The 25025-nt window shown below is 42.5% G+C and carries 33 protein-coding genes and 1 pseudogene; 23 read left to right on the plus strand and 11 right to left on the minus strand.

Going from position 1 to position 25025, the window contains the following annotated elements:
• Positions 1-2 precede the first annotated feature (2 nt).
• The 6 genes from Q7V21_RS15735 (at position 3) to Q7V21_RS15760 (ending at position 3760) form a co-directional block, all read left to right on the plus strand.
• Positions 3-428: an ArsC/Spx/MgsR family protein gene (locus Q7V21_RS15735; protein ID WP_304918181.1), complete on the plus strand. Its 426-nt coding sequence runs from the start codon at positions 3-5 to the stop codon at positions 426-428.
• A complete protein-coding gene (locus tag Q7V21_RS15740) occupies positions 421-1704 on the plus strand; it encodes an FprA family A-type flavoprotein (RefSeq protein ID WP_304918182.1) in 1284 nt (427 codons plus the stop codon). Before Q7V21_RS15735 ends, Q7V21_RS15740 begins: the two co-directional genes overlap by 8 nt.
• Before the next feature lie 30 nt (positions 1705-1734).
• Entirely contained in the window at positions 1735-2022 is a 288-nt protein-coding gene (locus tag Q7V21_RS15745) for a 2Fe-2S iron-sulfur cluster-binding protein (protein ID WP_304918183.1), read from the plus strand.
• Positions 2023-2055: 33 nt separating this feature from the next.
• Positions 2056-2403, plus strand: coding sequence for a 2Fe-2S iron-sulfur cluster binding domain-containing protein (locus tag Q7V21_RS15750; RefSeq protein WP_304918184.1), 348 nt, complete (start codon positions 2056-2058; stop codon positions 2401-2403).
• Positions 2404-2415: 12 nt separating this feature from the next.
• On the plus strand, positions 2416-3009 hold the full coding sequence (locus Q7V21_RS15755; RefSeq protein ID WP_304918185.1) for a nitrogen fixation protein NifQ: 594 nt from the start codon (positions 2416-2418) through the stop codon (positions 3007-3009).
• Positions 3010-3100: 91 nt separating this feature from the next.
• Positions 3101-3760 (plus strand): thiopurine S-methyltransferase, encoded by a 660-nt coding sequence (locus Q7V21_RS15760; RefSeq protein ID WP_304918186.1) that lies wholly within the window; start codon positions 3101-3103, stop codon positions 3758-3760.
• A 138-nt stretch (positions 3761-3898) separates the two neighbouring features.
• Here the strand turns inward: Q7V21_RS15760 and Q7V21_RS15765 are convergent, their stop codons facing one another.
• Positions 3899-5503, minus strand: a complete 1605-nt coding sequence (locus Q7V21_RS15765; RefSeq protein ID WP_304918187.1) for a SagB/ThcOx family dehydrogenase — start codon at positions 5501-5503, stop codon at positions 3899-3901.
• 3 nt (positions 5504-5506) lie between these two features.
• Positions 5507-5758: a nitrogen fixation protein NifZ gene (locus tag Q7V21_RS15770; RefSeq protein ID WP_304918188.1), complete on the minus strand. Its 252-nt coding sequence runs from the start codon at positions 5756-5758 to the stop codon at positions 5507-5509.
• A gap of 186 nt (positions 5759-5944) precedes the next feature.
• Between Q7V21_RS15770 and Q7V21_RS15775 the strand changes: the two genes are divergently transcribed.
• From Q7V21_RS15775 to Q7V21_RS15855, 17 genes and pseudogenes are all read left to right on the plus strand, one after another.
• A complete protein-coding gene (locus tag Q7V21_RS15775) occupies positions 5945-6301 on the plus strand; it encodes an iron-sulfur cluster assembly accessory protein (RefSeq protein WP_304918189.1) in 357 nt (118 codons plus the stop codon).
• Between the two features lie 18 nt (positions 6302-6319).
• Positions 6320-7222, plus strand: a complete 903-nt coding sequence (nifU, locus tag Q7V21_RS15780) for a Fe-S cluster assembly protein NifU (protein WP_304918190.1) — start codon at positions 6320-6322, stop codon at positions 7220-7222.
• Between the two features lie 220 nt (positions 7223-7442).
• A complete protein-coding gene (nifS, locus tag Q7V21_RS15785; RefSeq protein ID WP_304918191.1) occupies positions 7443-8681 on the plus strand; it encodes a cysteine desulfurase NifS in 1239 nt (412 codons plus the stop codon).
• Between the two features lie 7 nt (positions 8682-8688).
• On the plus strand, positions 8689-9813 hold the full coding sequence (gene nifV, locus Q7V21_RS15790; RefSeq protein WP_304918192.1) for a homocitrate synthase: 1125 nt from the start codon (positions 8689-8691) through the stop codon (positions 9811-9813).
• Between the two features lie 12 nt (positions 9814-9825).
• Complete coding sequence (locus tag Q7V21_RS15795) at positions 9826-10002, plus strand: hypothetical protein (RefSeq protein WP_304918193.1); 177 nt, start codon at positions 9826-9828, stop codon at positions 10000-10002.
• Between the two features lie 3 nt (positions 10003-10005).
• The gene (gene cysE / locus Q7V21_RS15800) at positions 10006-10767 is read left to right on the plus strand and encodes a serine O-acetyltransferase (protein ID WP_304918194.1); all 762 of its coding nucleotides are present in this window, start codon (positions 10006-10008) and stop codon (positions 10765-10767) included.
• Between the two features lie 2 nt (positions 10768-10769).
• Positions 10770-11297 carry a hypothetical protein gene (locus Q7V21_RS15805; protein WP_304918195.1) on the plus strand — a complete coding sequence of 176 codons (528 nt, stop codon included), beginning with the start codon at positions 10770-10772 and terminating at the stop codon, positions 11295-11297.
• A gap of 79 nt (positions 11298-11376) precedes the next feature.
• Positions 11377-11694, plus strand: coding sequence for a nitrogenase-stabilizing/protective protein NifW (gene nifW / locus Q7V21_RS15810; protein WP_304918196.1), 318 nt, complete (start codon positions 11377-11379; stop codon positions 11692-11694).
• Positions 11691-12161, plus strand: coding sequence for a nitrogen fixation protein NifZ (locus Q7V21_RS15815; protein ID WP_304918197.1), 471 nt, complete (start codon positions 11691-11693; stop codon positions 12159-12161). The genes nifW and Q7V21_RS15815 overlap by 4 nt, the downstream gene beginning before the upstream one ends.
• Positions 12162-12173: 12 nt before the next feature.
• Positions 12174-13049 carry a nitrogen fixation protein NifM gene (gene nifM, locus Q7V21_RS15820; protein WP_304918198.1) on the plus strand — a complete coding sequence of 292 codons (876 nt, stop codon included), beginning with the start codon at positions 12174-12176 and terminating at the stop codon, positions 13047-13049.
• Between the two features lie 14 nt (positions 13050-13063).
• Positions 13064-14344, plus strand: coding sequence for an ATP-dependent Clp protease ATP-binding subunit ClpX (gene clpX, locus Q7V21_RS15825; protein ID WP_304918199.1), 1281 nt, complete (start codon positions 13064-13066; stop codon positions 14342-14344).
• Between the two features lie 26 nt (positions 14345-14370).
• A pseudogene (gene grxD / locus Q7V21_RS15830) lies at positions 14371-14655 on the plus strand (Grx4 family monothiol glutaredoxin); the annotation flags it as partial.
• Entirely contained in the window at positions 14635-14982 is a 348-nt protein-coding gene (locus Q7V21_RS15835; protein ID WP_304918270.1) for a BolA family protein, read from the plus strand. The pseudogene grxD and the gene Q7V21_RS15835, both read left to right, overlap by 21 nt.
• Before the next feature lie 60 nt (positions 14983-15042).
• A complete protein-coding gene (locus tag Q7V21_RS15840; protein ID WP_304918200.1) occupies positions 15043-15471 on the plus strand; it encodes a SoxR reducing system RseC family protein in 429 nt (142 codons plus the stop codon).
• 3 nt (positions 15472-15474) lie between these two features.
• On the plus strand, positions 15475-15780 hold the full coding sequence (locus tag Q7V21_RS15845; RefSeq protein ID WP_304918201.1) for a hypothetical protein: 306 nt from the start codon (positions 15475-15477) through the stop codon (positions 15778-15780).
• Between the two features lie 235 nt (positions 15781-16015).
• On the plus strand, positions 16016-16576 hold the full coding sequence (locus Q7V21_RS15850; protein WP_304918202.1) for a flavodoxin: 561 nt from the start codon (positions 16016-16018) through the stop codon (positions 16574-16576).
• A gap of 8 nt (positions 16577-16584) precedes the next feature.
• The gene (locus Q7V21_RS15855; RefSeq protein WP_304918203.1) at positions 16585-16734 is read left to right on the plus strand and encodes a hypothetical protein; all 150 of its coding nucleotides are present in this window, start codon (positions 16585-16587) and stop codon (positions 16732-16734) included.
• Here the strand turns inward: Q7V21_RS15855 and Q7V21_RS15860 are convergent.
• From Q7V21_RS15860 to Q7V21_RS15900, 9 genes are all read right to left on the minus strand, one after another.
• Positions 16731-18011, minus strand: a complete 1281-nt coding sequence (locus tag Q7V21_RS15860; protein WP_304918204.1) for a D-amino acid dehydrogenase — start codon at positions 18009-18011, stop codon at positions 16731-16733. The two genes, Q7V21_RS15855 and Q7V21_RS15860, sit on opposite strands and share 4 nt — an antisense overlap.
• Positions 18012-18120: 109 nt before the next feature.
• Positions 18121-18483: a hypothetical protein gene (locus tag Q7V21_RS15865; RefSeq protein WP_304918205.1), complete on the minus strand. Its 363-nt coding sequence runs from the start codon at positions 18481-18483 to the stop codon at positions 18121-18123.
• Positions 18483-20174, minus strand: a complete 1692-nt coding sequence (locus tag Q7V21_RS15870) for an AAA family ATPase (protein ID WP_304918206.1) — start codon at positions 20172-20174, stop codon at positions 18483-18485. Before Q7V21_RS15870 ends, Q7V21_RS15865 begins: the two co-directional genes overlap by 1 nt.
• Before the next feature lie 12 nt (positions 20175-20186).
• Positions 20187-21662 carry a protein adenylyltransferase SelO family protein gene (locus tag Q7V21_RS15875; RefSeq protein ID WP_304918207.1) on the minus strand — a complete coding sequence of 492 codons (1476 nt, stop codon included), beginning with the start codon at positions 21660-21662 and terminating at the stop codon, positions 20187-20189.
• A gap of 363 nt (positions 21663-22025) precedes the next feature.
• Positions 22026-22667: an ATP-dependent Clp endopeptidase proteolytic subunit ClpP gene (gene clpP, locus Q7V21_RS15880; protein WP_304918208.1), complete on the minus strand. Its 642-nt coding sequence runs from the start codon at positions 22665-22667 to the stop codon at positions 22026-22028.
• An 11-nt stretch (positions 22668-22678) separates the two neighbouring features.
• A complete protein-coding gene (locus Q7V21_RS15885) occupies positions 22679-23389 on the minus strand; it encodes a dinitrogenase iron-molybdenum cofactor biosynthesis protein (protein WP_304918209.1) in 711 nt (236 codons plus the stop codon).
• Positions 23390-23563: 174 nt separating this feature from the next.
• Entirely contained in the window at positions 23564-23890 is a 327-nt protein-coding gene (locus Q7V21_RS15890) for a thiosulfate sulfurtransferase GlpE (protein WP_304918210.1), read from the minus strand.
• 27 nt (positions 23891-23917) lie between these two features.
• Complete coding sequence (locus Q7V21_RS15895; RefSeq protein WP_304918211.1) at positions 23918-24493, minus strand: hypothetical protein; 576 nt, start codon at positions 24491-24493, stop codon at positions 23918-23920.
• Positions 24494-24937: a hypothetical protein gene (locus Q7V21_RS15900; RefSeq protein ID WP_304918212.1), complete on the minus strand. Its 444-nt coding sequence runs from the start codon at positions 24935-24937 to the stop codon at positions 24494-24496.
• Positions 24938-25025: the final 88 nt, after the last annotated feature.

Below are 25025 nucleotides of genomic sequence, written 5' to 3' on the forward strand. Positions count from 1 at the left end.
CTATGGCACAAATCATTTTTTACGAGAAGCCCGGCTGCATTAACAACACAAAGCAAAAAAAACTGCTTCGTGAAGCCGGGCACTGTGTAATTGCAAAAAACCTGCTTACTGAAAACTGGTCTGAAAACCCGTTAAATCTAATGACTTTTCTTAATAAATTGCCAGTCAGTGAATGGTTTAATCGCAGTGCACCAGCCATTAAACAAGGCATTATCAACCCAGAAGCATTAGATCTGCATCAAGCAATCAATGTGATGTTGTCTGATCCATTATTAATTCGCCGTCCATTGATACAAGTTGGCAATGAAAAACGCGCCGGTTTTAATAAACAAGACATAGAACACTGGATTGGTCTGAACAGTAATCGTGACACTTCTGATCTAGAAAATTGCCCAAAAACACACAACAAGGTAGCCGCTCATGGTTAAAGCTGACGATGCCCTTGGTGAGTCAAACACACCAACTGCTGTAGCAATATCGGAGCGTGTTTATTGGATTGGAGCGTTTGATCCTACTTTACGCAACTTTGACATTATTCTAAAAACAGCCAATGGCACTACCTATAACTCCTATTTGATTCGTGGCAGTGAAGGTGTTGCCATCATCGATACTGTCAAAGAAAACTTTTCAAATGATTTCTTTAGTCGACTCAGTTCAGTAGCCGACTATTCTGAAATCAAAGTTATCGTTTTAAACCATCTAGAACCCGATCACACGGGTGCTTTACCAGAGTTAATGCGTCGTGCACCACAAGCACAGCTTTATATCTCGCAAAAAGCACAATCGATGCTGAAGGCATTATTAAAACAGGAAAACTTAAATTACACCCCTGTTCTCACTGGTGATGAAGTCTCACTAGGAGATCGCACGCTTAGATTCCTGCATACGCCCTATCTACATTGGCCAGACACCCAGTGCACCTATTTACCTGAAGAAAAAACCTTATTCTCAGGTGATGTCTTTGGTTGTCACTTCTGTGATACACGGCTATTCAATGATCTATCTGGTGATTTTCGTTTTTCGTTTGAATATTACTACGCACACATCATGCGACCGTTCAAAGAATACGTGATTCGTGCATTGAAACTAATCGAACCATTACAACCGGATCTGATTGCACCAACGCATGGCCCGATCTTACGGGATCGTCCCATGCGTTATGTACAACGTTATCACGAGATGTCACAGCCATCGCTTGCTATAGAAAGTTTGCAAAATCAGAAAACATTACTGATTTTTTACATCAGTTCTTATGGCAGTACACGCCGAATGGCAGAAGCAATTTATGAAGGTGCTATGTCTGTTGCCAATGTTCGTGCCTCACTTTATGACTTGGAAGGCAGTGAAATAGAGCCTTTCATTGATCTGATTGAAGATGCTGATGGCATTTTATTTGGCACACCAACCATTAACGGTGACTCGGTCAAACCCGTTTGGGATCTGCTGTCATCACTCACCGTTATCAATCTGAAAAACAAACTTGGTGGCGTATTTGGATCCTATGGTTGGACAGGTGAAGCAGTCACCCTTGTTGAAGATCGTTTACGCGGCTTGAAACTACGTGTTCCGATTAAAGGTTTACGTATCAAATTGATACCGACCGACGAAGAGCTAGAAAACTGCACCCGATTTGGACATGAATTAGCAGAAGAACTCATGGGGCTGAGACAAGCCAAAATGATCGATTTTGCTGAACTAGTCTGATTTTTTAATAATAAAACCAAGGATAACCTCATGGCAAAAGCAAACGTAACCTTTGAAGATATTAATATCACTGTCTCTGTTCCTGCCGGAACACGCATCATTGAAGTATCTGAAAAAGTGGGGGCCGGCATTACCTATGGTTGCCGTGAAGGTGATTGTGGCACCTGCATCATGAAAGTCGCTGAAGGCTACCAAAACCTAAGTGAACCCTCCGTGCTCGAAGACAAAATATTAAGAGAAAACATGGCTGGCAAACACAATCGCCTGGCCTGTCAGGCACAAGTCTTAGGCGGCAATATTTCAGTTAAACCAGCCTGAGCAATAACTCATCTATATCCCAAGGAGATCACCATGGCCGTCGTAACCTTTACCAGTCCAGAATACAAAGATAAATCCGTCTATGCCACTGCTGGCAGCCACACCCAAACTATCTTGAAATTAGCCAGAGAAAATAAAATTCCCATTGATTTTGAATGCGAAGATGGCGAGTGTGGCACCTGTGTTGTCAAAGTCACCAGCTTGGATGACAAAGGCTTAATGGGTGGCCCACTCACTGAAAAAGAAAAATCCGTATTAAGCTCCATGGGAAAATTATCAAAAGCTGAAATGGAACAGATGATCGTTGACGATCTACCAACACCATGGCGTTTAGCATGCCAAATGATTGTACGTGATGAAGATATTCGCATCGAATACTAGGTCAAATAAACGATGCTCCCCCCCTTAACGGCCACGCACTCTGCCCTCCCGACAGACAGTAGAGAAGACATTGTTGAGCGACTGTTAACGACAACACACCCCAGTCCAAATCAACCCTGGCTGGCAAAAATAATTGCATCATGGTTAACCGGTAATAGTGTGCTACCTGATTTTATAGGACTGGAACCAGAACAGTTTAAGGCCTTGTGTCAGTTCTATTTTGCTGATGCTGACATTTCAACAAAAGCGGTATCAGGTATCGTGCCTGATTATCGCCGTATGCCTGAAATAGATGATCTGATCCAGTTATTACAAGCTTACAGCCGAACCCGTGATCAAGAAAATGATTGGATCATCAGCATAATCGTCATCGCCTGCATGGGACTTGATCACTTATGGGAGGATCTTGGTCTATGGCAACGTTCAGAACTTAGCGCCTTAATCAGTTACAACTTTCCTCAATTAGCTGAAAGCAACAGCAAAAACATGAAATGGAAAAAATTCATCTACAAAAAGCTATGCGATGCCGAGGGTATTTACCTTTGTCGTGCGCCTTCCTGTGAAGTATGCACTGATTATGCAAAGTGCTTTGGTCCTGAAGATTAATTGAGCGTAACCCTCTCCCAACTATCTCATTAGACTGCGTGTTGATCTGAACACATCATTTTCCTGAGAGTAATTGATAAGGAAAAACTGAATGTCTAATACACGTGACAACTATCTCTGGTTGCAACTATGGCAAGAAAACCATACCGCTTTCCATCAAACATCCGTCAATGCCCTATTAACAAAATATTGGCCTCAATTTGACGCCAATAAAAACAGCCGGGTGTTTATCCCATTATGTGGAAAAAGCCTTGATATATTATGGCTTGCCCAACAAGGTCATCAGGTGATTGGAGTCGAATTAAGTCCCATCGCCGTCCGTGCTTTTTTTGAAGAAAATAACCTGGTCTCTACACAACAAAAGTCCGGACTTTTCACTCTGTGGCAACACCAAAATATCAGTATCTTATGTGGTGATTTTTTTGCTTTAAGCCAAAGCGATTTAGGCCATATTGATAGTGTTTATGATCGCGCCGCCTTAACCGCCTTGCCGGAAGATTTACGCCAGCCGTATATCCACCATCTACACACATTAATACCCACTAGCTGCAATATATTTTTGCTAACCGTTGAAGATATTGAACAATCCACCACCACCTCACTTATCGATAGTGAAATCACCACTCTCTATTCAAGCAAATTCGATATCAAACTGACTTGTGTTGAAAATGCTATGGGGCTAGTCCCTACAGTAGAAAATGTACTCCATGATACTGAATACAAAGTGTATGAACTTATTCATAAAATATAGTTAATGAGCTTAATCTTACCGATTACCTAGTAGTAACGGGTGTTCAAACTGGCGGCTTTAACTTGTATATTCAAGCGCTCAGCTGCTGTCAGTTTGAGCCTGAAGCGGGTTTCAGATATGTCGAGCTAAGTCGGGGCACTAACGTTGCGACTGCAGATGATAATAAGCTGGCAATGTCTCAATACGTGCATCTTCAAAAGGTTCACCAACGGTAAAATGATATAGGCTCTGCAGTTCATCAGTGTCGATGCCAAGGATACGGTGAACATCATCATCAAAAAAACAGCCGATACCTGTCCCTCTATACTTAACGGCCTCAGCTTCTAAATATAAGATTTGTCCCAATAGGCCACATTCCCAAAACAGCCTCCGGTAATACCAGGCTTGCTGATGAATGTTTTGATGAAACTCCGCTATCATTGCCAAACTAAAAACGCCATCCGCAGCGATTGCCTGATGACACGATAGCTTCTTGGCAACGTGTCTCACATCAGCCTGATACAGCAAATAAAGCTGAGGAAAAGCCGCTACTGGCTGCCAGAGAAACTCCGGTTTCATACTTCGTTTTAAGGTGTTAATGCCCAACTCTGATCGTGGCAAGCAATACAAACCTGGAGCCAAACCTTCAACATTGTGGACAAACAAACACAGATGTACGGCTGGCGCCCACGGCCAACTGCCTAATACAACATTATTACGGACTGATAAGGCCGATAACATCCTAAAAAATGCTGGCTGGCGCATTGCAGTCATATTAGGGATAAAACGCTGGGCACTGCGACGTTGGCGTATTAATGTTATGGCTAATTCAGTTGAATCTGTTTCAAGCAGTTGAGCAGATCCTGCATGCCATTTCTGTGGTGCGTCAGGATCATATTCAGTGTCTGCAGGCTGTTTTTGAGTGGCTTGTGAGACTTGTTCAATCACTGGCCAGTCAAATACATGACAGGCACCTAATGATCTGGCTTTACCCTGCCACTTTCCATCTTCAGCCAAGGTTAATAAGTCTGGTTTGTGTGTAGGTTCTGCTTCATTATTGTAATTAATGCGACAGATAAGCTCCGCGGTTTCATATTCTTTGGCTACAAAGTCGTCAGTACGATTTAAGCCTAATATCTGTGCTATATCGTCATCCGAAAAACCTGTTACTAATTCAACGCGCCAACCTAATGTGGCAGCAGCGTACTGTATCGCGGCAACGGCATGTCCCGTATCTAACTGACAATATCGATATGCCCTTTCACCATATTTCCATGCTTCACGCCAATGTATTGAGCTTAAACCGATTAATAATTGATTTGAAACAACGTGACTTTCAAAAAGACAGCGTTGTTCTAGCATATGGTCATGGCTGACATAATGATATACACCTGCTGGTAACAGCTGATCATTCTCTGTAATGAGATAGGCTTCGGTTGGATGTAAATTACCACTGGATGGATTATTACGTACTGCCCACCGGTCCGGCCCCACCTGCTTCCACGCAGATAAGCCAAACGACAGTTCTAATAATAAGCCTAGATTTTCCAGATTAAGCTCAGCGGGCTTGACCGTGTTGGCGTGTATCTGTGACCAGCTCACCATTCGCTGCTGACCGGGTGCGGGTAACTTGATGTTCGGACAACCTTCAAAATAACGAAACGCATTGGGTTGGTCATCCCAATCTAAGGTTTCAGGTCCTCGTGCATAGCCATGTTGCAAGCTATGTTTGGTACGCTGATGATAGGCTGTGATTGACTTCATGTTTTAAGCTTCAAGTTTTAAATCCTCTTTTAAACAACCAATCGGGCTGCCTAAAACTAACGCTTCGTTTTCAAATCGAACAAGAAACACTGCTGTGGTGGGTTGCTCTTCCAGATGACCTAAATTTACAACCACACCACGTGAACCTTTCTCTGCCAGGATATCCCCCATTTCTTTGTCAGGCATTGAGCCATCGTCAACAATATCATGGGCTGCATAGACCACATCCCCAATTTCCAAATCTTCAAATTTCATCGCTTTCCCCTTTGTAGTAAATCTTACAAAAACATCTGAATTGTTATTTATGTCCTGTTAGCTCCAAAACAATACGAACACATTATTTATCAAAATCAGCACCTTACAGTTTATTTTCGAGATGGCACACTGGTTGCAAAAGGGTAATTACAAAAACAGTGCCAAGCCATTTTGCAGGAGATAAACATGATTACATTGACCCAAAACGCCATTACTGCTGTAAGCCGCTATCTCGAGAGTGCTAACAAACCCACTGCCGGATTACGCATCGAAGTAACTGATGGCGGGTGTTCTGGTATGCAGTATGGTCTCCGTTTGGAGGATCAGGCTGGTGAGAACGACACGGTTACAGAATACGGTGCAGTAAAAGTATTAATTGATGCAGAAAGCATGCCCATGCTTGATGGTATGACAGTTGATTTTGTCGATAGCTTAGATGGTTCCGGCTTCAAATTCACTAACCCGAATGCAGTTAAAAGCTGTGCTTGCGGTACATCATTTTCAACTGAAGATAATGGTCAACCTACCAAAACCTGTTCTTAAGATATAGAGGAAATCGACATGTGGGATTATTCAGACAAAGTTAAAGATCATTTTTTCAACCCTAAGAATGCCGGTGCTGTTGAAAATGCGAATGCCATCGGTGAGGTAGGTTCTATCAGTTGTGGTGACGCATTGCGCCTGACATTAAGGGTTAATGATGAAACTGAAATCATTGAAGACGCAGGTTTTCAGACCTTTGGTTGTGGTTCTGCCATTGCTTCATCATCAGTATTAACTGAAATCATTAAAGGGATGACGGTTGATCAGGCACTGGAAGTCACTAACCAGGATATTGCAGATGAACTGGAAGGATTGCCACCTGAAAAAATGCACTGTTCCGTAATGGGCCGTGAAGCCTTACAGGCAGCAGTTGCAAACTACCGTGGTGAAGTGTGGAAAGATGATCATGAAGAAGGTGCATTAATTTGCAGGTGTTTTGCTGTTGATGAACCGATGATTCGTGATGTCATCATTAAAAATAATCTGAGCACCGTTGAAGAAGTCACTAACTATACCAAGGCTGGTGGCGGCTGTAGCTCTTGCCATGAAGGCATTGAAGAAATACTGGCTGATGTATTAGCTGTCCGTGGTGAATCATTTGATGCGACAGCTAAACCTGCAGCACCTGCTGCTAAATCGACACCAGCAGTAGCACCTTTGACCACCGTGCAAAAAATCAAAAGGATTGAAATGGTGCTGGAAAGCATGCGTCCTATGCTAAAAGCCGATGGTGGTGACGTTGAACTGGTAGACGTCGTTGGCAATACGGTTTACGTCAATATGATTGGTGCGTGTAGTGGATGCCAAATGGCTTCTGCAACACTTGGTGGTGTTCAACAACGTTTGATTGAAGATTTAGGTGAATTCTTCAAAGTCGTTCCAGCATCACAAATGCCTACACAAATTGCTGCAGGAGCCTAGGGGTAGATGCTCTTTCATATACGCCTCACCTGGTTGCTGTTTTTGTGCTTAACAAGCTGTAAGGCACACAATGTAGGAACTCTACATAAAAAATTGCGCCAGTCCGCAAGGTTGTATCTGAAACAGCCCCTCTCTGTGTTACTCGTCATACATTTAGCACAACTAAACTTTATTCCTCGTGCCTTGACAGGTGCTTTTTTAGATTACAAGAGAGGCGTATATGAAAGTACAACAACCCCTTGTTAGGTCAGATATCTACCTCGACAATAATGCAACCACCATGGTCGATCCATCAGTGGTTGAAGAGATGTTGCCATTTTTCACAGAACAATTTGGTAATCCATCTTCCATCCACAAGTTTGCTGATGGTGTGGGTAAAGCCCTGAAAAAAGCTCGTCAGCAAGTTCAGGCGCTTATTGGTGCCGAGCATGATTCAGAAATCGTGTTCACATCCTGTGGTACAGAGTCTGATTCAACTGCCATTTTGTCAGCGTTAAAAGCACAACCAGAACGTAAAGAAATTATCACCACGGTGGTTGAACACCCTGCGATTCTAAGCCTATGTGACTATCTGGAAAAAGACGGCTACACCATTCATCGTATGAAAGTTGACAAGGTGGGTCGACTGGATCTCAATGAATACAAAAAGCTGCTAACAGATAAGGTCGCTATCGTATCTGTGATGTGGGCTAACAATGAATCCGGCACCATTTTCCCAGTTGTTGAAATGGCAGAGATGGCCAATGCAGCAGGCATTATGTTTCACACTGATGCAGTGCAAGCGGTCGGTAAAATCCCCATGAATCTGCAAGATACCAAAATTGATATGTTGTCTATTTCAGGCCATAAATTACATGCGCCTAAAGGTATTGGTGTGCTTTATCTTCGTCGCGGTACCCGTTACAGACCCTTGCTTCGTGGTGGTCATCAAGAACGCGGACGTCGTGCCGGAACTGAAAACACCGCCTCAATAGTCGCCTTAGGGAAAGCCTGTGAACTCGCCCAAGAACATATTGAATTTGAAAACACTCACGTTAAAGCAATGCGTGACCGTCTGGAACAAGGAATCCTTGATTCAGTACCGTATTGTTTTGCCACGGGTGATATAACAAACCGCTTACCTAATACCACTGATATTGCGTTTGAGTATATTGAAGGTGAAGCCATCTTGATGCTGCTTAACAAAGCCGGTATTGCAGCATCAAGCGGTTCAGCGTGTACATCCGGTTCTTTAGAACCTTCTCATGTAATGCGTGCAATGGATATTCCTTACACGGCGGCACATGGCACGATTCGCTTCTCATTGTCTCGCTACAACACAATGGAAGAAATGGAAGCTGTAATTGAAGCTGTGCCACAAATCGTTGCCACGCTACGCAAACTCTCACCCTATTGGGATAGCGTGAACAATGAGCCGGTGACCGATCCTGAAAAAGCCTTTGCACCTACTTACGCTTAATTACGCCATGACTAGTCAAGTTCGCACAGTCACCATTGACGACACCACCCTACGAGATGGTGAACAGTCTGCCGGAGTTGTGTTTTCTCTCGAGGAAAAGATCACCATAGCATCGAGCCTGGTCAGTATGGGGGTACCTGAATTAGAAATCGGGATCCCTGCTATGGGAGCCCAGGAATGTGATGAAATTAATGCCATCGCAGACTTGAACTTGCCATGCTCATTAGTGGTTTGGTCACGTATGACGGACAAAGACATCGAATTTTGTCGTCATATCAAAGCAGATATGGTGGATTTATCCATTTCCGCTTCAGATCAGCATATTCAGCACAAACTTGCTAAATCACGTGATTGGGTTTTAAAAACCTTGCACCATCATGTTAGCAAGGTATTGGATTTTGGCTTTGATGTGTCCGTTGGTATGGAAGATGCCTCTCGTGCTGATCCTGACTTCCTGGCATTAATGACAGAAACAGCACAAAACGCTGGTGCCAAGCGTATTCGCTTTGCTGACACTGTCGGCATTATGGAGCCCTTCAGGGTGTTTGAATCAATACGTCGGTTGCGTGCCATTACTGATCTTGAAATCGAAATGCATGCTCATGATGATTTGGGTCTGGCCACGGCTAATACCTTGGCGGCTGTCGTTGCTGGTGCCAGCCATGTGAATACAACTGTTAATGGTTTGGGCGAACGTGCAGGCAACGCGGCATTAGAAGAAATTGTGGTTGGATTAAAACAACTCTACAACATCGACACCAATATTGAACTACACAATTTCAGTGCCCTATCTGATTTTGTAGCAAAAGCTTCGGGTGACACGATTGGAAGTCGTAAAAGCCTGATCGGCCGTGATGTATTCAGCCATGAAGCCGGCATTCATGTTGATGGATTTTTAAAAAACCCTCTCAATTATCAAGGAATTGACCCAGCAATAGTTGGCCGTCAACACCAACTTATTTTGGGTAAGCATTCAGGCAGCAAAGGCATTATTCACGCCTATCAGCAAATTGGCATCACACTAAACAAAATGCAGGCCAGTTTGTTGTTACCCGTAGTGAGGCAATTTGTGGCAGATCATAAACGGTCTCCACAACAGCAAGAACTGAACGAATTTTTAGCTGTATTTTAGGAGGTAGTCATCATGGCAACTGTTCAGAAATGGGATCAAGCAACACGCCTTGAGCAACACAAAGAATTGTTGGTCGACAAACTCTATCGTTTGTTTTCCAGAATTAAATACTCTGATGCCTCTTATAAACTTTCCAGCATTCCGACCGGAACAACTATCTGGAACATCACTTTTCTGAAGAGTGACTGAGTCATGAACGCCAGTCCATCACGTCAATCCTTATGGAGCCAATGGTCTGAAGACATAAAATGTGTATTCGACCGTGATCCGGCAGCACGTAATACATTTGAGATCTTACTTACCTATCCCGGTGTGCATGCACTTTTAGTCAATCGGTTAACCCATCGATTATGGCAAGCAGAATTCTTTGGTTTAGCCCGCTTCCTGGCATTTTTATGCCGCACCATAAGTAATGTTGATATCCACCCTGGGGCAACTATTGGACATCGTTTATTCATCGACCACGGTGCAGGAGTCGTCATTGGTGAAACCGCTGTTATTGGTGATGATGTCACGCTTTATCATGGTGTGACATTGGGGGGCACAACGTGGAACAAAGAAAAACGTCACCCAACCTTGGGTAATTCAGTGCTCGTCGGTGCCGGTGCCAAAATTCTTGGCAATATCACGCTTGGCGACAGTGTTCGCGTTGGGGCGAACTCAGTCGTTGTTAAAGATGTACCTGCATGCTGCACCGTGATTGGTATTCCGGGGCGGATTATTCAACGTAAAGGCTTAAAAATTAAGCTTGATAACGGTATCGACCTTGATCACCATCTGGTGCCAGATCCTGTTGGCAAGGCGATTAGTTGCTTAATAGAACGTATCGATAAGCTTGAAGCTGCTCAAAAAAACTTTGCCGTTAAACCGGACGAATCCTGTGAGCGGTGTGAAGCTGACGATGTCTGCAAAAGCCAATCCGAACCGGCTATTTTGGAAAAGGCGGTAGGTTAACAATGGACTTACTACTCGACTTTGATCCAACAGCTGAATTGTACTTTCAAAAAGAAGACAGTGTTGAAGTACAGCAGTTGATTCAACAAGCAGGCTCATCCTATGCAGATGGTGATGCTGAATTACCGTTATTAAAGGCATTTTTTCATGCCCCAGATTCGCTCAATGTCTTGGTGGCATTAAATCGATTTTATTACTACCAACATCGATTGTCTGAAGCCCTTCTCACCTCTGAGAAAGCCTTGAAGATCATAGCCAGCAATATTGATTTTCCGACAGATTGGCAACAAATCGATGGTGACGCAATAACGTCTGCTCCCAAAGACCAATTAACCTGGATACGGCTTTATTTATTCACGCTTAAATCCATAGGGTTTCTCAAAATGCGATTGCACGATTTAGATACCAGTAAACAAATTTTTGAAAAACTTAATGGACTCGATCAGGAAAACCGCATTGGAGCCAGTGGTTTACTGGACATCGTTAATCGAAAGATTAATGAAAATAACAATATCTATAACCTTGGCTAAATTATGAGCAGTAACAACTAGCCTAATTTACGTTCAAGTGCATTACTTGACTCGATTTTAAATTTTAGAGGCGGACGAAATGATGAGTTTTGAAGATGATTTAGAAGATTTGGAGTCAGCAGAAGACTTTTTGAATTATTTCAAATTGGATTACGACCAACATATTGTTCATGTTAACCGCTTGCATATTCTGCAACGTTTCCATGACTATCTTTCACAGTCAGCCGATGCCATACCTGATGATGAAGAATTACAAAAAGCGATATATACCAAGCTTTTACTTCAGGCATACAACGATTTTGTTACGTCTGATGCACAAACTGAAAAAGTATTTAAGGTCTTCAAAATGGGCGAACCACAAACAGCCTTTGTTGCATTGGAAGACATTCAGTCATGAACCCCGATCGTTATGATGAAGGCCGCTTTGACTATGGTGAAGCAGTCCGTATCACACGCAATGTACGAAATGATGGGACCTATCCCGGTAAGGAAATAGGTGAGCTACTAATACGCCGGGGTTGTATAGGCAATGTCATTGAAGTGGGTACATTCTTGCAAGATCAGATTATTTACACCGTGCATTTTCTAGATGAAGGACGCATGGTGGGCTGTCGGCTTGAAGAGCTTATCGGTGCCGATGAACCCTGGAACCCAAGTATTTTTGAGTTCAGGGACAAGGTGCTTAGTGCCTTTGATTTTTCCATTGATGGCGAAGTACGTGTTGCCAAAGGTACCGAAGGTGAGATCGAAAAAGTCATTAGGGATTCAGATCCCATTCTCTATCACGTGCGTTTTCCTGGCATCACATTGCAAATACCTGAACCATCGTTAGAACCAGGGTTAACCGGGAAAAACACCGAGTAATTCGGAGACATTATGACTACAGCAGTAAAAAAATCAGATATTGATAGTTACAGTTTATTGCGTTCGGCATTGGCAATCTTCAAACGCACCCCTGGAGATTTAGATGATGAAGAGCTAGAGATCATCAAACAGCAAGCTCGTAACGAACATGATCTGGAATTAAGAGTATTAACGTCAAAAGAAGCCGAATCGGTTGTTGTTAATGACATAGAAGTAGAAAAAGCCGTACAGCAGATTCGTGAACGCTTTGAAGATGAAGAAAGTTTTCTGTTCGTTCTTCAACAAAACGAGCTTGATATCACCTCTTTGAGAGAAGCCTTGAAACGTCAATGTAAAGTAGAGAATGTGCTCAATATTGTTGGCTCTAAAAGCGCTCGTATCTCTGATGTAGAAGTTGGTATTTTTTATCATCTACACCCAGAAAAATTCCGCCGACCTGAACGTCGAAATGCCAGTCATATCCTCATTACTATCAATGATGAATATACGGAAAATCAACGTGATAAAGCATTGTCCCGCATTACAAGCATTGCCAGAAGTTTACAAAAAACTCCCTATAAATTTGCTGATTTAGCGATGTTACATTCGGAATGTCCCAGTGCCTTGCAAGGGGGTGAACTCGGCACATTTCCTAAAGGGCAACTCTATCCGGAAATTGATGCTGTGTTGTTTACATTGAAAAAGGGCCAGATCAGCGATGTTCTTGAAAGTGAAGTCGGTTTCCATATTGTGAAATGTAACAACATTGCACACGCTGAAACTATTTCGATGAAGAAAGCGAAACCAAAAATTCTGAAACTGATGCAAGAACGTTCGCAACGCAATTGCCAACGTGCATGGCTGGCAAGTTTGCCACCAGTGACACCACATAAACAAATAACTGATTAAAAAGAGGTTGGATTATGGCTGAGAAAGATTTAAAACACTGTTCATTTTGTGATGTAGTGCAATCCCCTTCAACACCTCTTATTGCAGGGACCGATGGTTATATATGTGAAGCTTGCGTCAACCTGGCAAGCCAGGTTGTCAACAGTTGGGGCCGTAAAAAAGTGCTTAATGAAATGCAAGAGCCCCTACGCAAACCCAAAGAGATTAAAGACATGCTGGATCAGTATGTCATTGGGCAAGATCTGGCCAAAGAAATCCTTGCTGTAGCTGTTTATAACCATTTTAAACGTCTTAAATTTGATAATGGCGATAACGGTCTAGGCAAACTTGATAAAGACGTAGAAATTGGTAAGTCTAATCTGCTGTTAATTGGTCCATCCGGTACAGGTAAAACCCTACTCGCCAGTACCTTGGCTAAAATTGTTGGTGTGCCTTTTGTTATTGCCGATGCAACAACACTGACTCAAGCAGGTTATGTCGGTGATGATGTCGAAAACATTCTGGTTCGCCTACTGGATGTTGCTGAAGGTCAGGTCGAAAAAGCTGAATGGGGCATCGTCTATATTGATGAAATTGACAAGATAGCCCGTAGTCCAGAATCACACTATGGTACCCGTGATGTTTCTGGAGAAGGTGTTCAGCAGGCGTTGTTAAGGCTTGTTGAAGGTTCACAGGTAAAAGTCACCAGTAAAAGTCGCAGAAAAGACGGCAGCAACGCTGACCACACGGTCATTGATACCAGCAATATTCTGTTTATTGCCGGTGGTGCATTCCCTGAACTTGAAAAACACGTACAAAAACGCTTGCTGCCTAAAGATACGGCTATTGGATTTCACGCAACGGTGAGTAATCCTGATCTTAAACCTGATATAGAAGACATGCTTAATGCCACTGAACCTGAAGACTTGAAACGCTTTGGTTTGATTCCGGAGTTTATTGGCCGCTTCCCTGTTCTGGCACCACTAGAACCACTTGATGTTGATGCACTGATACAGGTGTTAACCGAGCCCAAAAATGCCTTAGTCAGACAATATCAACAACTCTTTGCCTACGAAGGCGTTGCTCTGGAATTCACTGACGAGGCATTAATTGCCATTGCAGAAAAAGCTATTGATCGCGATACCGGTGCCCGTGGTTTGCGTAGCATTATGGAACAAATCCTACGAAAAACGATGTTCGAATTACCTTCACAGCACGGTATTGAAACCTGCCTGATTAGTGAACAAGTTGTTAAAGGTGAAGCAGAAATAGAACTTATTCATAGTGAAAATACTGAACAACAAGTCGCTGTATAAACCCGCCTGGCAAACTGGAATAAACCATGAATACACAACAAAAGATTGAAAGACAGTTAAGTGAAAATCCCATTATCCTGTACATGAAAGGTGTGCCCGACAATCCTGAATGTGGTTTTTCAGGCAAAGCAGTTGCGGCGTTAAAAGCAACCGGTATTCCCTTTGCTTTTGTAAATGTATTAGCTTCACCTTTTATTCGAGAAGGCCTACCCAAAATTTCACGCTGGCCGACTTTCCCACAATTATTTATCCGTGGTGAACTTGTTGGCGGCAGTGACATCATTGAATCAATGGCCGCAGAAGGTTTATTGCTACCGGCATTACAAGAAGCTGTTGCAGACAGTGATGACAGAGAAATCATTTCAGTCGGCGAGATTGAACGCTTAATCAAAGCTGATTATGACGATGCCACTGTTTATATCAATGGTGAAGGTTGTTATTTAGAAGTTACAGTTGTGAGTTCACTGTTTGAAGGTTTAACCATGGTCAAACAGCAACAAGGTGTGATGGCAGCATTGGAAGCACCATTAAGCTCCGGGCGGTTACATGCTGTCACTGTAAAAACCTATACACCGGAAAAATGGCAGGAAATACAAGGCGCGAATGCTGACCAGAATGGTTTGTTACAAATTCAATGATAAGCAATCACATGAGATCGCTTGGGCTATGATTAAAATCATTATGAGCATGCTAACAAGATGATTGAACAACAGGTTAAGGTGAAACGTGTTGATGGCAATCGTATCACTGTCGAAAGCCTGCAAACGAGTGCCTGTGAACAATGCGCACAAAAATCATCTTGTGCCTCATCGTTATACACCAAACTATTACCGCGAAGACAAATGCAACTTAGCTCCACGATTCCAGTAAACGTAGGAGACACCGTTGTTATCAGTATCAGTGAAACAGGGGTATTGCGAGCATCGATACTGCTTTATTTATTACCAATCATCATTATGCTAATCATCGTCGGCCTATACGATGCAAGTTCAGCTGAGACTAATGAAACCATCGCTGCTTTGTTGGCATTTGGAAGTTTGGCAGTCTGCTTATACCTTATCCACCGCATTCAAGCGTATTTCATTCACTTTTTTATGGCGGCTCCAACCCTCTTAAGAAAAGACTAAGCGATGAACGTTTGGGCCATTAACAAAGCCGTAGCCATTAAACTGTTTTTAATCGAATTAGTGCACCGTTATGGCGAAAACATGTTTTATCTGGATGGAGACAGTCAACAATTTCAAGCTGTAGAAATTTATTCAGCGACTAATCCTGACATCAGCGTTTATGTCTATACCTTTGCCCAACCGCTCGATAAATATGCTGTCGATTTGAAATATCCCCTGCCCGAAAACGACATCATTGGGGAAAATGAAAACCTGAGCCTCGAACAACTTATTTCCATCGTTACTATTCATTTTGAGTTAACAGACTGACATCTAGGGTCTGTTGAGCTGCCCCGATTAGTTTGTCCAACATCTAACAGACATTGAACGTTACGATGTCTTGTTACTGACATCTTTGAGAGCTTGCTTACATTCATTATGTTTTTTTGTCTGTAACGCAACATTTATTTGTCGTCATTTTTATATAAATCAATAACATACCATCGCTCAGCGACTGGCATTTATTTTGCTCATACACTGTTATTGCGTATTGAAAAGGTGATGTATGAGCAAAATTGGTATTTTTTTCGGAACAGAAACGGGTAGCACACGTTTAGTCGCCAAAAAAATCTATAATCAGTTAGGTGACCAACTCGCTGATAAACCTAAAAATATTAATCGCACCAGTCCTGATGAACTGGTGCAATATGATGTTCTGATTGTAGGTACCCCAAGTTACGGGATTGGTGATTTACCCGGGCGGGCGGTTGATTGCCTCGAAGCTAATTGGGCTGAGTTTGCTCCTCATTTAGAGAGTTATAGCCTTAAAGGTAAAAAAGTCGCTCTGTTTGGTTTAGGTCATCAAGAACGTTACCCCGATCGGTTTGCCAGCTCATTGATAAAACTGTATCAACTGTTTTATGGGAATGGCGCTGATATTATCGGCCGCTGGGCTACTGATGGTTATCAATTTAATCATTCTGATGCGATCATTGATGGTGAATTTGTTGGCTTAGTGCTCGATCAACGTGGTCAGGCTGATTTGACTGATGAACGCATAAAAGTCTGGTTGGCTGGCATCTTACCTCAACTGTTAAGCACAGATGTTACGGTTGAAGTTGTCTGAGATTCCAAGTGTATGATGAACAAGATGTGCCCGGCCCGACCCATTCTCAAGATGTTTTCCGGGGACGAGACTCGACTTTATTACTGACGATATTGTTATGGCCCTACAACGTTGCAATGGCTTATCAGCGTTGTCTGTTTTCCAGTGTTAAAAACTAGTGATATCGACTTAAATTAAGATCATCAGCATAAATTTCTGGTGACTGATTCGCGACTAAATCCGCCAAAATCTGAGCCGAACCACACGCCATTGTCCAACCTAATGTGCCATGTCCGGTATTAAGCCAAAGATTGGCATGCTCTGGTTTATCAGATACCCGGCCTATGATCGGTGTTCCATCTGGTGTCATCGGACGCAAACCTGTCCAGAAATCGGCGCTGGCAATGTCACCACCATAAGGAAATAAACTTTCTGTCACCATTTCCAGAGTCCGACGCCGTCGTTGATCAAGTGTTAAGTTAAACCCTACTAATTCAGCCATTCCCCCCACCCTAATCCTATTATCAAAACGGGTAATTGCGACTTTGTAAGTTTCATCCATAACGGTCGAGACAGGAGAAGCTTTTGCATCAATTATAGGGATAGTCAATGAATAGCCTTTAACTGGGTAGATCGGAATTTTAATAGCAAATGACAGCAACAATTGGCGCGAATAGCTACCTAATGCGATCACATATTGATCCGCGTCCAATAGCTCAGTCTCATCACCATCATTAATAAAGACACCTTGTATTTTGCCTTGTTGGGTCGTCAACAGACTTTTAATGGTGACATTCTGACGAAATTGCACGCCAAGTTTGATCGCTTCTTCCGCCAAATGAGTTGTGAACATTTGGCAATCGCCAGTTTCATCTTTTAATAAACGAAGCCCACCGACCAAGCGTTCTTTTACCAATGCTAATGCAGGTTCAGCTTGTGCACAGCCATCCCTATCCAATAACTCAAATGGCACATTACATCGTTGTAAAACGGTGATGTCTTTTTCAGCACTATCAAGTTGTTTTTGAGTACGAAACAGTTGTAGTGTGCCTTGGCTTCGGGCTTCATATTGAATGCCTAGATTGTTACGCAAGTCATCCAAACAATCACGACTATATTCAGCTAATCGCACCATTCGTTCTTTGTTACGGTTATAACTCGCCGCATTACAGTTAAGTAAAAATTGATACATCCACTGCCATTGCCACAAACTGCCATCAGGCTTAATGCTGAGTGGTGCATCCTTAATAAAAAGCCACTTTAATGCTTTTAGAGGAATTCCCGGGGCCGCCCACGGTGCAGAATAGCCAGGTGAGACTTGACCGGCATTGGCATAACTGGTTTCCATTGCTGGCATCGGTTCACGATCAATAACGGTAACTTCATAGCCTTTTTTTGCTAAATAATAAGCACTGCTGACCCCGACCACCCCTGCCCCAAGTATTAATACACGCATAACATTCCTCATATAAAAGCGAGAACAATGGCTTTAAAGTGCCCTGACAACTTCCAGCAAAATATGGATTAGCGTTCTGCAGAACCTGGTGTTTGATAAAACTTCATGGTCATTGTTCATGTTCCAAAGCTATTATTTCGACTAATCCCTGCTCACGAATCATAGTTTTGAATTTTTTCATCACGGGACGTGAAATTCGAGTTTCAGCCAATACCCGCATTTCATAGAGGTTATTTTTCATGGCCTCATCCATGCCGGCCACAGCAACCGAGATAAGGTGGTGACATTCACTACCCAGCAATATTCCCTGCAAATGCTTAACTTGCTGGTATAGCTCAGCCATAATGACTTTCTCATCAGCTTTCATTTTGCACTTGCCATCAAGAATTTTAAGCATAACAGCAATAACACAATCAATCTGTTGAGGTGATAAGCAATGGCATGCCAACCATGCCTCAACATGTGCTTTCATTATGAGTCCATGCCTCGAAACACCGCACAACGTTTAAACACATCCAGAGTCGGATCCAAGCGTTTTTGTTGACAGAACTTGGCTGCCAGTTTGGTTAAACCTTTAATTTCACGCCCCGTAGCCTTCGGGAAAATGTCGGCAAGTTCCGGAATAAGCTTCGGTTCAACATTAAGGCCAAACTGATCTGCCATCACTTGCCAGATTTTAACCCTGTCCTCCCGTTGTGGTGGATGATAATTAATCATGGCAATACAGCGTGAAATAATGGCTTCATCAATATCATCGATGCGGTTTGTTGTTAGAAACAACAGGCCATTAAAATATTCCAGCACACGTAAAAACACGCCCACAACGGCATTTGATTCCAGACTATCGCTACGTCTACGGATATAAACATCGGCCTCGTCAATCAACATGACGGCCCCCCACCGTTGGGCACGTATCAGGGTTTCTTTTAAGGTTTTTTCCATTTCGGCCACATTTAAACCTAATTGACCCGAATGAACCCGATAAAGTGGACGTTTGATGATTTCTGAATAGACTTCTGCTGTCAGGGTTTTACCCACGCCAGCCGGGCCAGCACATAACACGGTAGTGCCACCAGACTTTCCGGCAACAATGTCGTCCATTAACACATCCATTTCTGCCGTGAGGATGTCAATTAAATCAATCTGTTCGGCCGGTAATACCAGCTTGTCTTTTAATTCAGGTTGATACTGGTAAGGCTGCATCGTATCTACATGCACCCAGACATGATGATGCAGTTCCAGATGAAACATTAAGATATAACCGTGTACTGGTAATTCGGTGAATAAGCCCTTAGGTATGTCGGCTTTTGATTGTTCGACTTGTTTTTCTATGTCGAGATCATAACGGGCACTTTTACCGGCACGGCGTAAGAAACCACCCAAAATATCGCCTGAGGCATCCAGAGTTAAGACACGATCACTCAAAATATCTTCATCATTAACCAGTCGCGCTTCACCGCCACCAGAAGACAATACAACACTGTTTTTACGAGTCCAGTCACTGCTACGATGTGTTGCTGCAGGATCATCGGTGTATATTCCTATACCACTGGCTGAAAACTGTTCGCCATAACGTGATCGCCAATCAAAATAACGGCCTATTGATTCATCATAAGCCGCCATCAGTTCAGCTGTTTCCTTGATATACCCCTTCATCAAAAAGAGTTCGCTAATTGAATTATGATTGATATCTTTGGTTCTTATAATCAGATTTTCAATAGCAATTTTGCCTTTCGTGTTTGCCTTAAGCTCAATCAAAATGCGCCCGGCATCTTCTTCTCCGGGCGGGGTGTAATCGAGGCGTGTGATCAAATACGGCATGGTCGCACCAGAAGCATCAACCTGAAATAACCAGCCTTTTAACGCATCTTTAAGCAAATATTGAGTAATTGCTGGAACGAGTTTTTCCAGATCATCTTGCGCATATTTGATGTCGTCATCGTGACGTGACTGCTGTAACGTTTTGACCAATGCGGCCTGACTGGTCATGGACGAACCAGACTCTTGATACAGAGTATGTAAGAAGCCTAATTGCTCATCGGATAAATGGGTAAATAACACTTCTGCTTTATTCCCAAAGCGCAATTGGTCTTTAAGGTGCGTTAATGCAGGAAACTCAATCAGCATTGCATCAACGTAACTTTTTTCAATCTGCAACTTCATCGCTTATTCCTCTTACATCATGACTTCGTTTGATTTTTGAAAAACTGCTGATCCCATGGCTACTGCTTGGCCTGGCTGTTGTTCAAGGTCTGCCTGGTGGTAACGAAATGGATTTTGCAATTGATGCATCACATTGATCAGTTCTGAAAAGTCTCCGTTATTGGCTGCTTTAATAACAGAACTCAACATATCTTCTCGCAAGATAACCTGCGGATTAACCGCTTTCATCATGGCTTGTCGGTGTAACTCAGATTGTGATTCACGCCCCAAACGAGCGCGATAGTGTTGCAACCAATTTTCAAGCAATGCTCGATGCTGACCAGTTTCAAATAAGCTCTGATTATCATCATTGGGGGCGGCTGAAAACTGAGATAAGTCGATAAAGAAATTACTATAGTCACACCTCGTTTGACTAATGATGGCAAGTAAGGCTGAAATCAATTCAGCATCATGATGCTCGTTTTGTTGTAAACCTAACTTGGCTCGCATCAATGCTAAATAGTGCTGTTGATAGGTTTGTCTAAAAAGGCGTAATAAATTTGCAGGTACAACAGGTTTGGGTAGCAAAGGTGTTAATGCCTGAGCTAATGCCAAGCAGTTCCAGCGACCTATGTCTGCTTGTTGATCAAATTGATAGCGACCGAATTCATCTGAAGTATTAGGCGAAAACCGGGGATCATAATTCGTTATAAACCCATATGGGCCCAAGTCTAATGTATCGCCACTGATTGCCATGTTGTCAGTGTTCATCACCCCATGTGTGAAACCAAGACTTTGCCACTGTGCGATAAGTTTCGCGGTGCGAACAATAACGATTTCCAGGAACATTAAAGGTCGATCACGTACGGTTTGTTTTAATAGTTCAGGAAAATACTGATCAACCACAAAGTTAAACAATCTTGTTAAGCCATCAATATCATCGCGATGATAATAATATTCAAAATGACCGAAACGAATGTGAGTTGTGGCAACTCTTACCAGTAAAGCAGCTGTAGTGCCATTCTCATCAAGTGTAGTCTTACTGCCAATAAGGCAAAGTCCCATGGCAGAGGGAACACCAAGCGCCTTTAAAGCAGCACTTGCCAAATATTCACGAATCGCCTCAGCCAAAGCATAGCGCCCATTCATAACACGAGAATATGGCGTTAATCCGGCACCTTTAACCTGCAAATCATTGCATTGGCCATCAGTGGCTTCTATTTGACCCAGCAAAATGGTACGACCATCACCTAAAGTTGCGGTATAGATACCAAATTGATGTCCAGCATAAGCTGTCGCGATAGGTCGCAGTTGAGGAAATACTGTTTCACCATTAAAACAAGCCAGTGACGTTTGGCTCATAACGGTATCAACATCCAAGCCTAAGGATTGGGCTACTAGCTTATTGCAATGAATAAAGTAGGCTGAATCTAGCGGCGTTGGCGTCACATGCCGATAAAACCTGTCAGGACATTGCTGCCAATTGTTGTACCACGCGCGTGTTTTCATAACACCCCTGCAATCTAATAACAGGGTATGAGCAAAATAGATGCCAGCAAATTATTTAATGTATCCAGTTGATTTATAAAGATATAAATACGGTTCAATGTAGTGATGTAGGCAAAAGCCACACAACGAATGTAAACAAACTCTCAAGGATGTAGCAAGTAAGACAACGTGCATTTGATGTCAGTTAAAACTATGGCAAATTAATGGTGACAGCAGTTTGACCAGTGAGATTCTCAGGTGCGGGGTGATGAACTGGAACTGATTCAAGCAGTGACAAATTGACGGGCATGAACACTGACTACGTTGATCACTGCTCATCAACTGCCATAGCATTTGCAGCAGCCAACTGGCTAATTGAACGGTTTATGACTCTTCAGGCAAAGCCCGGTTTTCCATCACGTTATCAATCAGTCCGTATTCAACAGCATCATACGATGTTAAGAAGTTGTCACGATCGGTATCTTGTTTAATTTTTTCAACGCTTTGCCCAGTGTGAGTTGCCAGAATATGATTAAGTTTTTCACGAATACTGAGGATTTCCTGAGCATGAATGGCGATATCAGATGCCTGACCTTGAAAACCACCTAATGGTTGATGAATCATCACTCGTGAATTAGGCAAACTATAGCGTTTACCTTTTGTGCCAGCAGTCAACAACAAGGATCCCATACTTGCTGCCTGACCAATGCACATCGTACTGACATCAGGTTTGATAAATTGCATGGTGTCATAAATCGCCATACCAGCAGTGACCGAACCACCAGGTGAATTGATATAGAGGTGAATATCTTTATCAGGGTTTTCAGACTCTAAAAACAATAATTGAGCCACCACTAAATTCGCCATATGGTCTTCGACTTGACCCACCAGAAATATCACACGTTCTTTAAGTAAACGTGAATAAATATCAAATGAACGTTCACCACGGGATGTTTGTTCGATAACCATCGGCACCAGACCACCGGCCGCATAAGGAGGCATAAATTGACTATGCAAATCACTCATTGTTATTCCTTTTATGCTTCTTCATAGTGAAAGCGTTTACGTGCTTCAGGTGAAACACCTAAGATCTTGGCAAACCACGGTGGGGGGGAATCAAAGACTTGCTGAAATATTTTTAGCTGCTCTGGTGCTTCAATTACATCAGGCACTTTTAACGGGTAAATATCTGCTCGCACCACTTTCGCCGCCGCAGGACCACCAATAGACTGCACAAAAACAACATGGCAATCTTTAATCAAATTCACTCTATATAGATTTCGATCATCCGAGTCATCGGCCCCAAATGCAGAACGAATATCAATCAAGCGCATGTCATTTTTTGATAATTGATATACCAGATAACGCAGACAGGAACCGAAATGACCATTTAATGTAGCACCACTATTTGATGAAATAGCAACACGTATCGATTCAGGAATATCACCATCTTTATACAGTTGAATTTCTGGGATCTGTTCATCTTCGGCCTCTTCCCCCCAAAGATAACGCACAGCTAATTTGATGTTTTCAAGACCGATACCTATGTCTTCACCATCCTCTTCACCATCGTGACTGCCTATGCCTGTTTTCAAATTAGTTACTGTCACGGATTTGAGTTTTTCATCGTCTAAGGGTGCGCCAACACGTTCGTGTAATATGCTGACCAGATCTCCGACAGAAACACCGGGCAAAATACGTGAAGCAAGTGCAATACGTAAGGCCAGGTCACGATCCAACTGTTCCATAAAAAACCTCTTATTCAAGGGTTAACGGGATAGCAGTTATTGCCTATGCCCATATTACAGTTCGCAATAATTTCGGCGATCCATGTGATATCACCATAAATCGCAACCATCTCAATCTGGTTTAACAATGCTGTCTTTTCGATGCGGTATCGGCTAAAGCAGCCGTATTACCCGTTAATTTCTGCTAGTCGATTGAACCACCGTTTGTTGCTGCCACTGTTCATATCCGCCTTGAAGACTGAATACATTTTTATATCCAAAGTCAGCGAACATCTCAGCTAAATGTTCGCTTGAATGACCGTGGTAGCAATAAATAATCAATTTTTTGCTTTTATCTGCTTTTTTTAGCAAAGATTCTTTCAAATCTTCATGCATAAACATTGCGTTATCAATGTGGCCTGCTCGATAATCTTGCAATTTTCGACAATCTAGTAACATCACTGCGTCGTCTTGCAACATGGTTTGCATATCTGGCACTGTGATCGTTTGAAACTTTGCCATATTTGCCTCGTTAATATTGTCTTGAGATTAAACGGGACCTACAGCCAGATCTTTTTCCACAATAAAGGTTTTATCCAACGCATCAGCAAAACTCAATGTATCTGCTTTAATAGCAAAGTCTTTTGCTGCGTCATAAGCAACAACAACTTTGTCCTCAGCCGATTGCCCTTTCAAATCACTCTTTTCAACATAAAGTTGTTCTAGCATTTCATTCCAGACCATGCCGCCTACATAAGGTAGTAATTGGAAGCTAAAGCCTTGGTATTCAACAACCATTTTTTCGCTGATATTTTCAATGTAAAGCAACACCAGTGTATCGGCCGTTAAGTCCGCTTTAAACTTATCCACAAAAAGTGCCAGAGTACCTAACTCATAGAGTAAGCCATTAACAAATACCAACTTATCGTTGTCAGTTAAGATGGCGGCCTGGTGGAGTAAAAATTCAGGTGGTTTACGATCTTGCTCTCTTTCAGAGCCGGAACGCATTTCACCTTCTTTCAAAATCAAGTCACCACGAAATGCAAACAAATCACTGGTCGATGTTGCACCTAATACCGAAGTAATAGATAACAAACCTTGACTACTGTATGTATCCAGTAACATTTACATTCTCCTGAGTGAGATTTGATGAATCGACGGTTCTACACTATGTTTAGTCGTCATTATGTCGATTAGCTGTAGATAATCCTCACGTTCAAACTTAACTTTGTTTGCTTCAAAAAAATCATAAGCCCCATCAATCGCATCTTGCATTGCTGCTACTACATAATGTTTTGCATGTGTGGATTGAATCATTTGTTTTGGCACGGCAGATTCAATTTTCAATGTATTAGAAGCAACATCAAATGAATGAAAACGCATTCCCTCAAAATCAGGTTTTTCTTCTCGGCCGGGCATGAGAAAAAATAAGCTGATATTGGGCTTATTTAATTGCAGTGGATGCTGTCTGAACTGAGCCAGATCAATAGCAACTCCTGTTAATGCTTTGCAGAATGAACTTGCGTCTAATTCAATGTCAGGTAAACATGCGCCGATAGATAAAGTCATGATAATCACCTCAAAAAAGTTGGTTTCATTGGATGAATAGCAAGACGCTTGCCATCTGAATATATTTTTTCAAAATTATCCAAAACAA

The organism is Methylophaga sp. (genome assembly GCF_030651745.1).

Coding starts and splice junctions, on each gene's coding strand:
- Q7V21_RS15735 (WP_304918181.1), top strand. CDS start 3: ATGGCACAAATCATTTTTTACGAGAAGCCCGGCTGCATTAACAACACA.
- Q7V21_RS15740 (WP_304918182.1), top strand. CDS start 421: ATGGTTAAAGCTGACGATGCCCTTGGTGAGTCAAACACACCAACTGCT.
- Q7V21_RS15745 (WP_304918183.1), top strand. CDS start 1,735: ATGGCAAAAGCAAACGTAACCTTTGAAGATATTAATATCACTGTCTCT.
- Q7V21_RS15750 (WP_304918184.1), top strand. CDS start 2,056: ATGGCCGTCGTAACCTTTACCAGTCCAGAATACAAAGATAAATCCGTC.
- Q7V21_RS15755 (WP_304918185.1), top strand. CDS start 2,416: ATGCTCCCCCCCTTAACGGCCACGCACTCTGCCCTCCCGACAGACAGT.
- Q7V21_RS15760 (WP_304918186.1), top strand. CDS start 3,101: ATGTCTAATACACGTGACAACTATCTCTGGTTGCAACTATGGCAAGAA.
- Q7V21_RS15765 (WP_304918187.1), bottom strand. CDS start 5,503: ATGAAGTCAATCACAGCCTATCATCAGCGTACCAAACATAGCTTGCAA.
- Q7V21_RS15770 (WP_304918188.1), bottom strand. CDS start 5,758: ATGAAATTTGAAGATTTGGAAATTGGGGATGTGGTCTATGCAGCCCAT.
- Q7V21_RS15775 (WP_304918189.1), top strand. CDS start 5,945: ATGATTACATTGACCCAAAACGCCATTACTGCTGTAAGCCGCTATCTC.
- nifU (WP_304918190.1), top strand. CDS start 6,320: ATGTGGGATTATTCAGACAAAGTTAAAGATCATTTTTTCAACCCTAAG.
- nifS (WP_304918191.1), top strand. CDS start 7,443: ATGAAAGTACAACAACCCCTTGTTAGGTCAGATATCTACCTCGACAAT.
- nifV (WP_304918192.1), top strand. CDS start 8,689: ATGACTAGTCAAGTTCGCACAGTCACCATTGACGACACCACCCTACGA.
- Q7V21_RS15795 (WP_304918193.1), top strand. CDS start 9,826: ATGGCAACTGTTCAGAAATGGGATCAAGCAACACGCCTTGAGCAACAC.
- cysE (WP_304918194.1), top strand. CDS start 10,006: ATGAACGCCAGTCCATCACGTCAATCCTTATGGAGCCAATGGTCTGAA.
- Q7V21_RS15805 (WP_304918195.1), top strand. CDS start 10,770: ATGGACTTACTACTCGACTTTGATCCAACAGCTGAATTGTACTTTCAA.
- nifW (WP_304918196.1), top strand. CDS start 11,377: ATGATGAGTTTTGAAGATGATTTAGAAGATTTGGAGTCAGCAGAAGAC.
- Q7V21_RS15815 (WP_304918197.1), top strand. CDS start 11,691: ATGAACCCCGATCGTTATGATGAAGGCCGCTTTGACTATGGTGAAGCA.
- nifM (WP_304918198.1), top strand. CDS start 12,174: ATGACTACAGCAGTAAAAAAATCAGATATTGATAGTTACAGTTTATTG.
- clpX (WP_304918199.1), top strand. CDS start 13,064: ATGGCTGAGAAAGATTTAAAACACTGTTCATTTTGTGATGTAGTGCAA.
- Q7V21_RS15835 (WP_304918270.1), top strand. CDS start 14,635: ATGGCCGCAGAAGGTTTATTGCTACCGGCATTACAAGAAGCTGTTGCA.
- Q7V21_RS15840 (WP_304918200.1), top strand. CDS start 15,043: ATGATTGAACAACAGGTTAAGGTGAAACGTGTTGATGGCAATCGTATC.
- Q7V21_RS15845 (WP_304918201.1), top strand. CDS start 15,475: ATGAACGTTTGGGCCATTAACAAAGCCGTAGCCATTAAACTGTTTTTA.
- Q7V21_RS15850 (WP_304918202.1), top strand. CDS start 16,016: ATGAGCAAAATTGGTATTTTTTTCGGAACAGAAACGGGTAGCACACGT.
- Q7V21_RS15860 (WP_304918204.1), bottom strand. CDS start 18,011: ATGCGTGTATTAATACTTGGGGCAGGGGTGGTCGGGGTCAGCAGTGCT.
- Q7V21_RS15865 (WP_304918205.1), bottom strand. CDS start 18,483: ATGAAAGCACATGTTGAGGCATGGTTGGCATGCCATTGCTTATCACCT.
- Q7V21_RS15870 (WP_304918206.1), bottom strand. CDS start 20,174: ATGAAGTTGCAGATTGAAAAAAGTTACGTTGATGCAATGCTGATTGAG.
- Q7V21_RS15875 (WP_304918207.1), bottom strand. CDS start 21,662: ATGAAAACACGCGCGTGGTACAACAATTGGCAGCAATGTCCTGACAGG.
- clpP (WP_304918208.1), bottom strand. CDS start 22,667: ATGAGTGATTTGCATAGTCAATTTATGCCTCCTTATGCGGCCGGTGGT.
- Q7V21_RS15885 (WP_304918209.1), bottom strand. CDS start 23,389: ATGGAACAGTTGGATCGTGACCTGGCCTTACGTATTGCACTTGCTTCA.
- Q7V21_RS15890 (WP_304918210.1), bottom strand. CDS start 23,890: ATGGCAAAGTTTCAAACGATCACAGTGCCAGATATGCAAACCATGTTG.
- Q7V21_RS15895 (WP_304918211.1), bottom strand. CDS start 24,493: ATGTTACTGGATACATACAGTAGTCAAGGTTTGTTATCTATTACTTCG.
- Q7V21_RS15900 (WP_304918212.1), bottom strand. CDS start 24,937: ATGACTTTATCTATCGGCGCATGTTTACCTGACATTGAATTAGACGCA.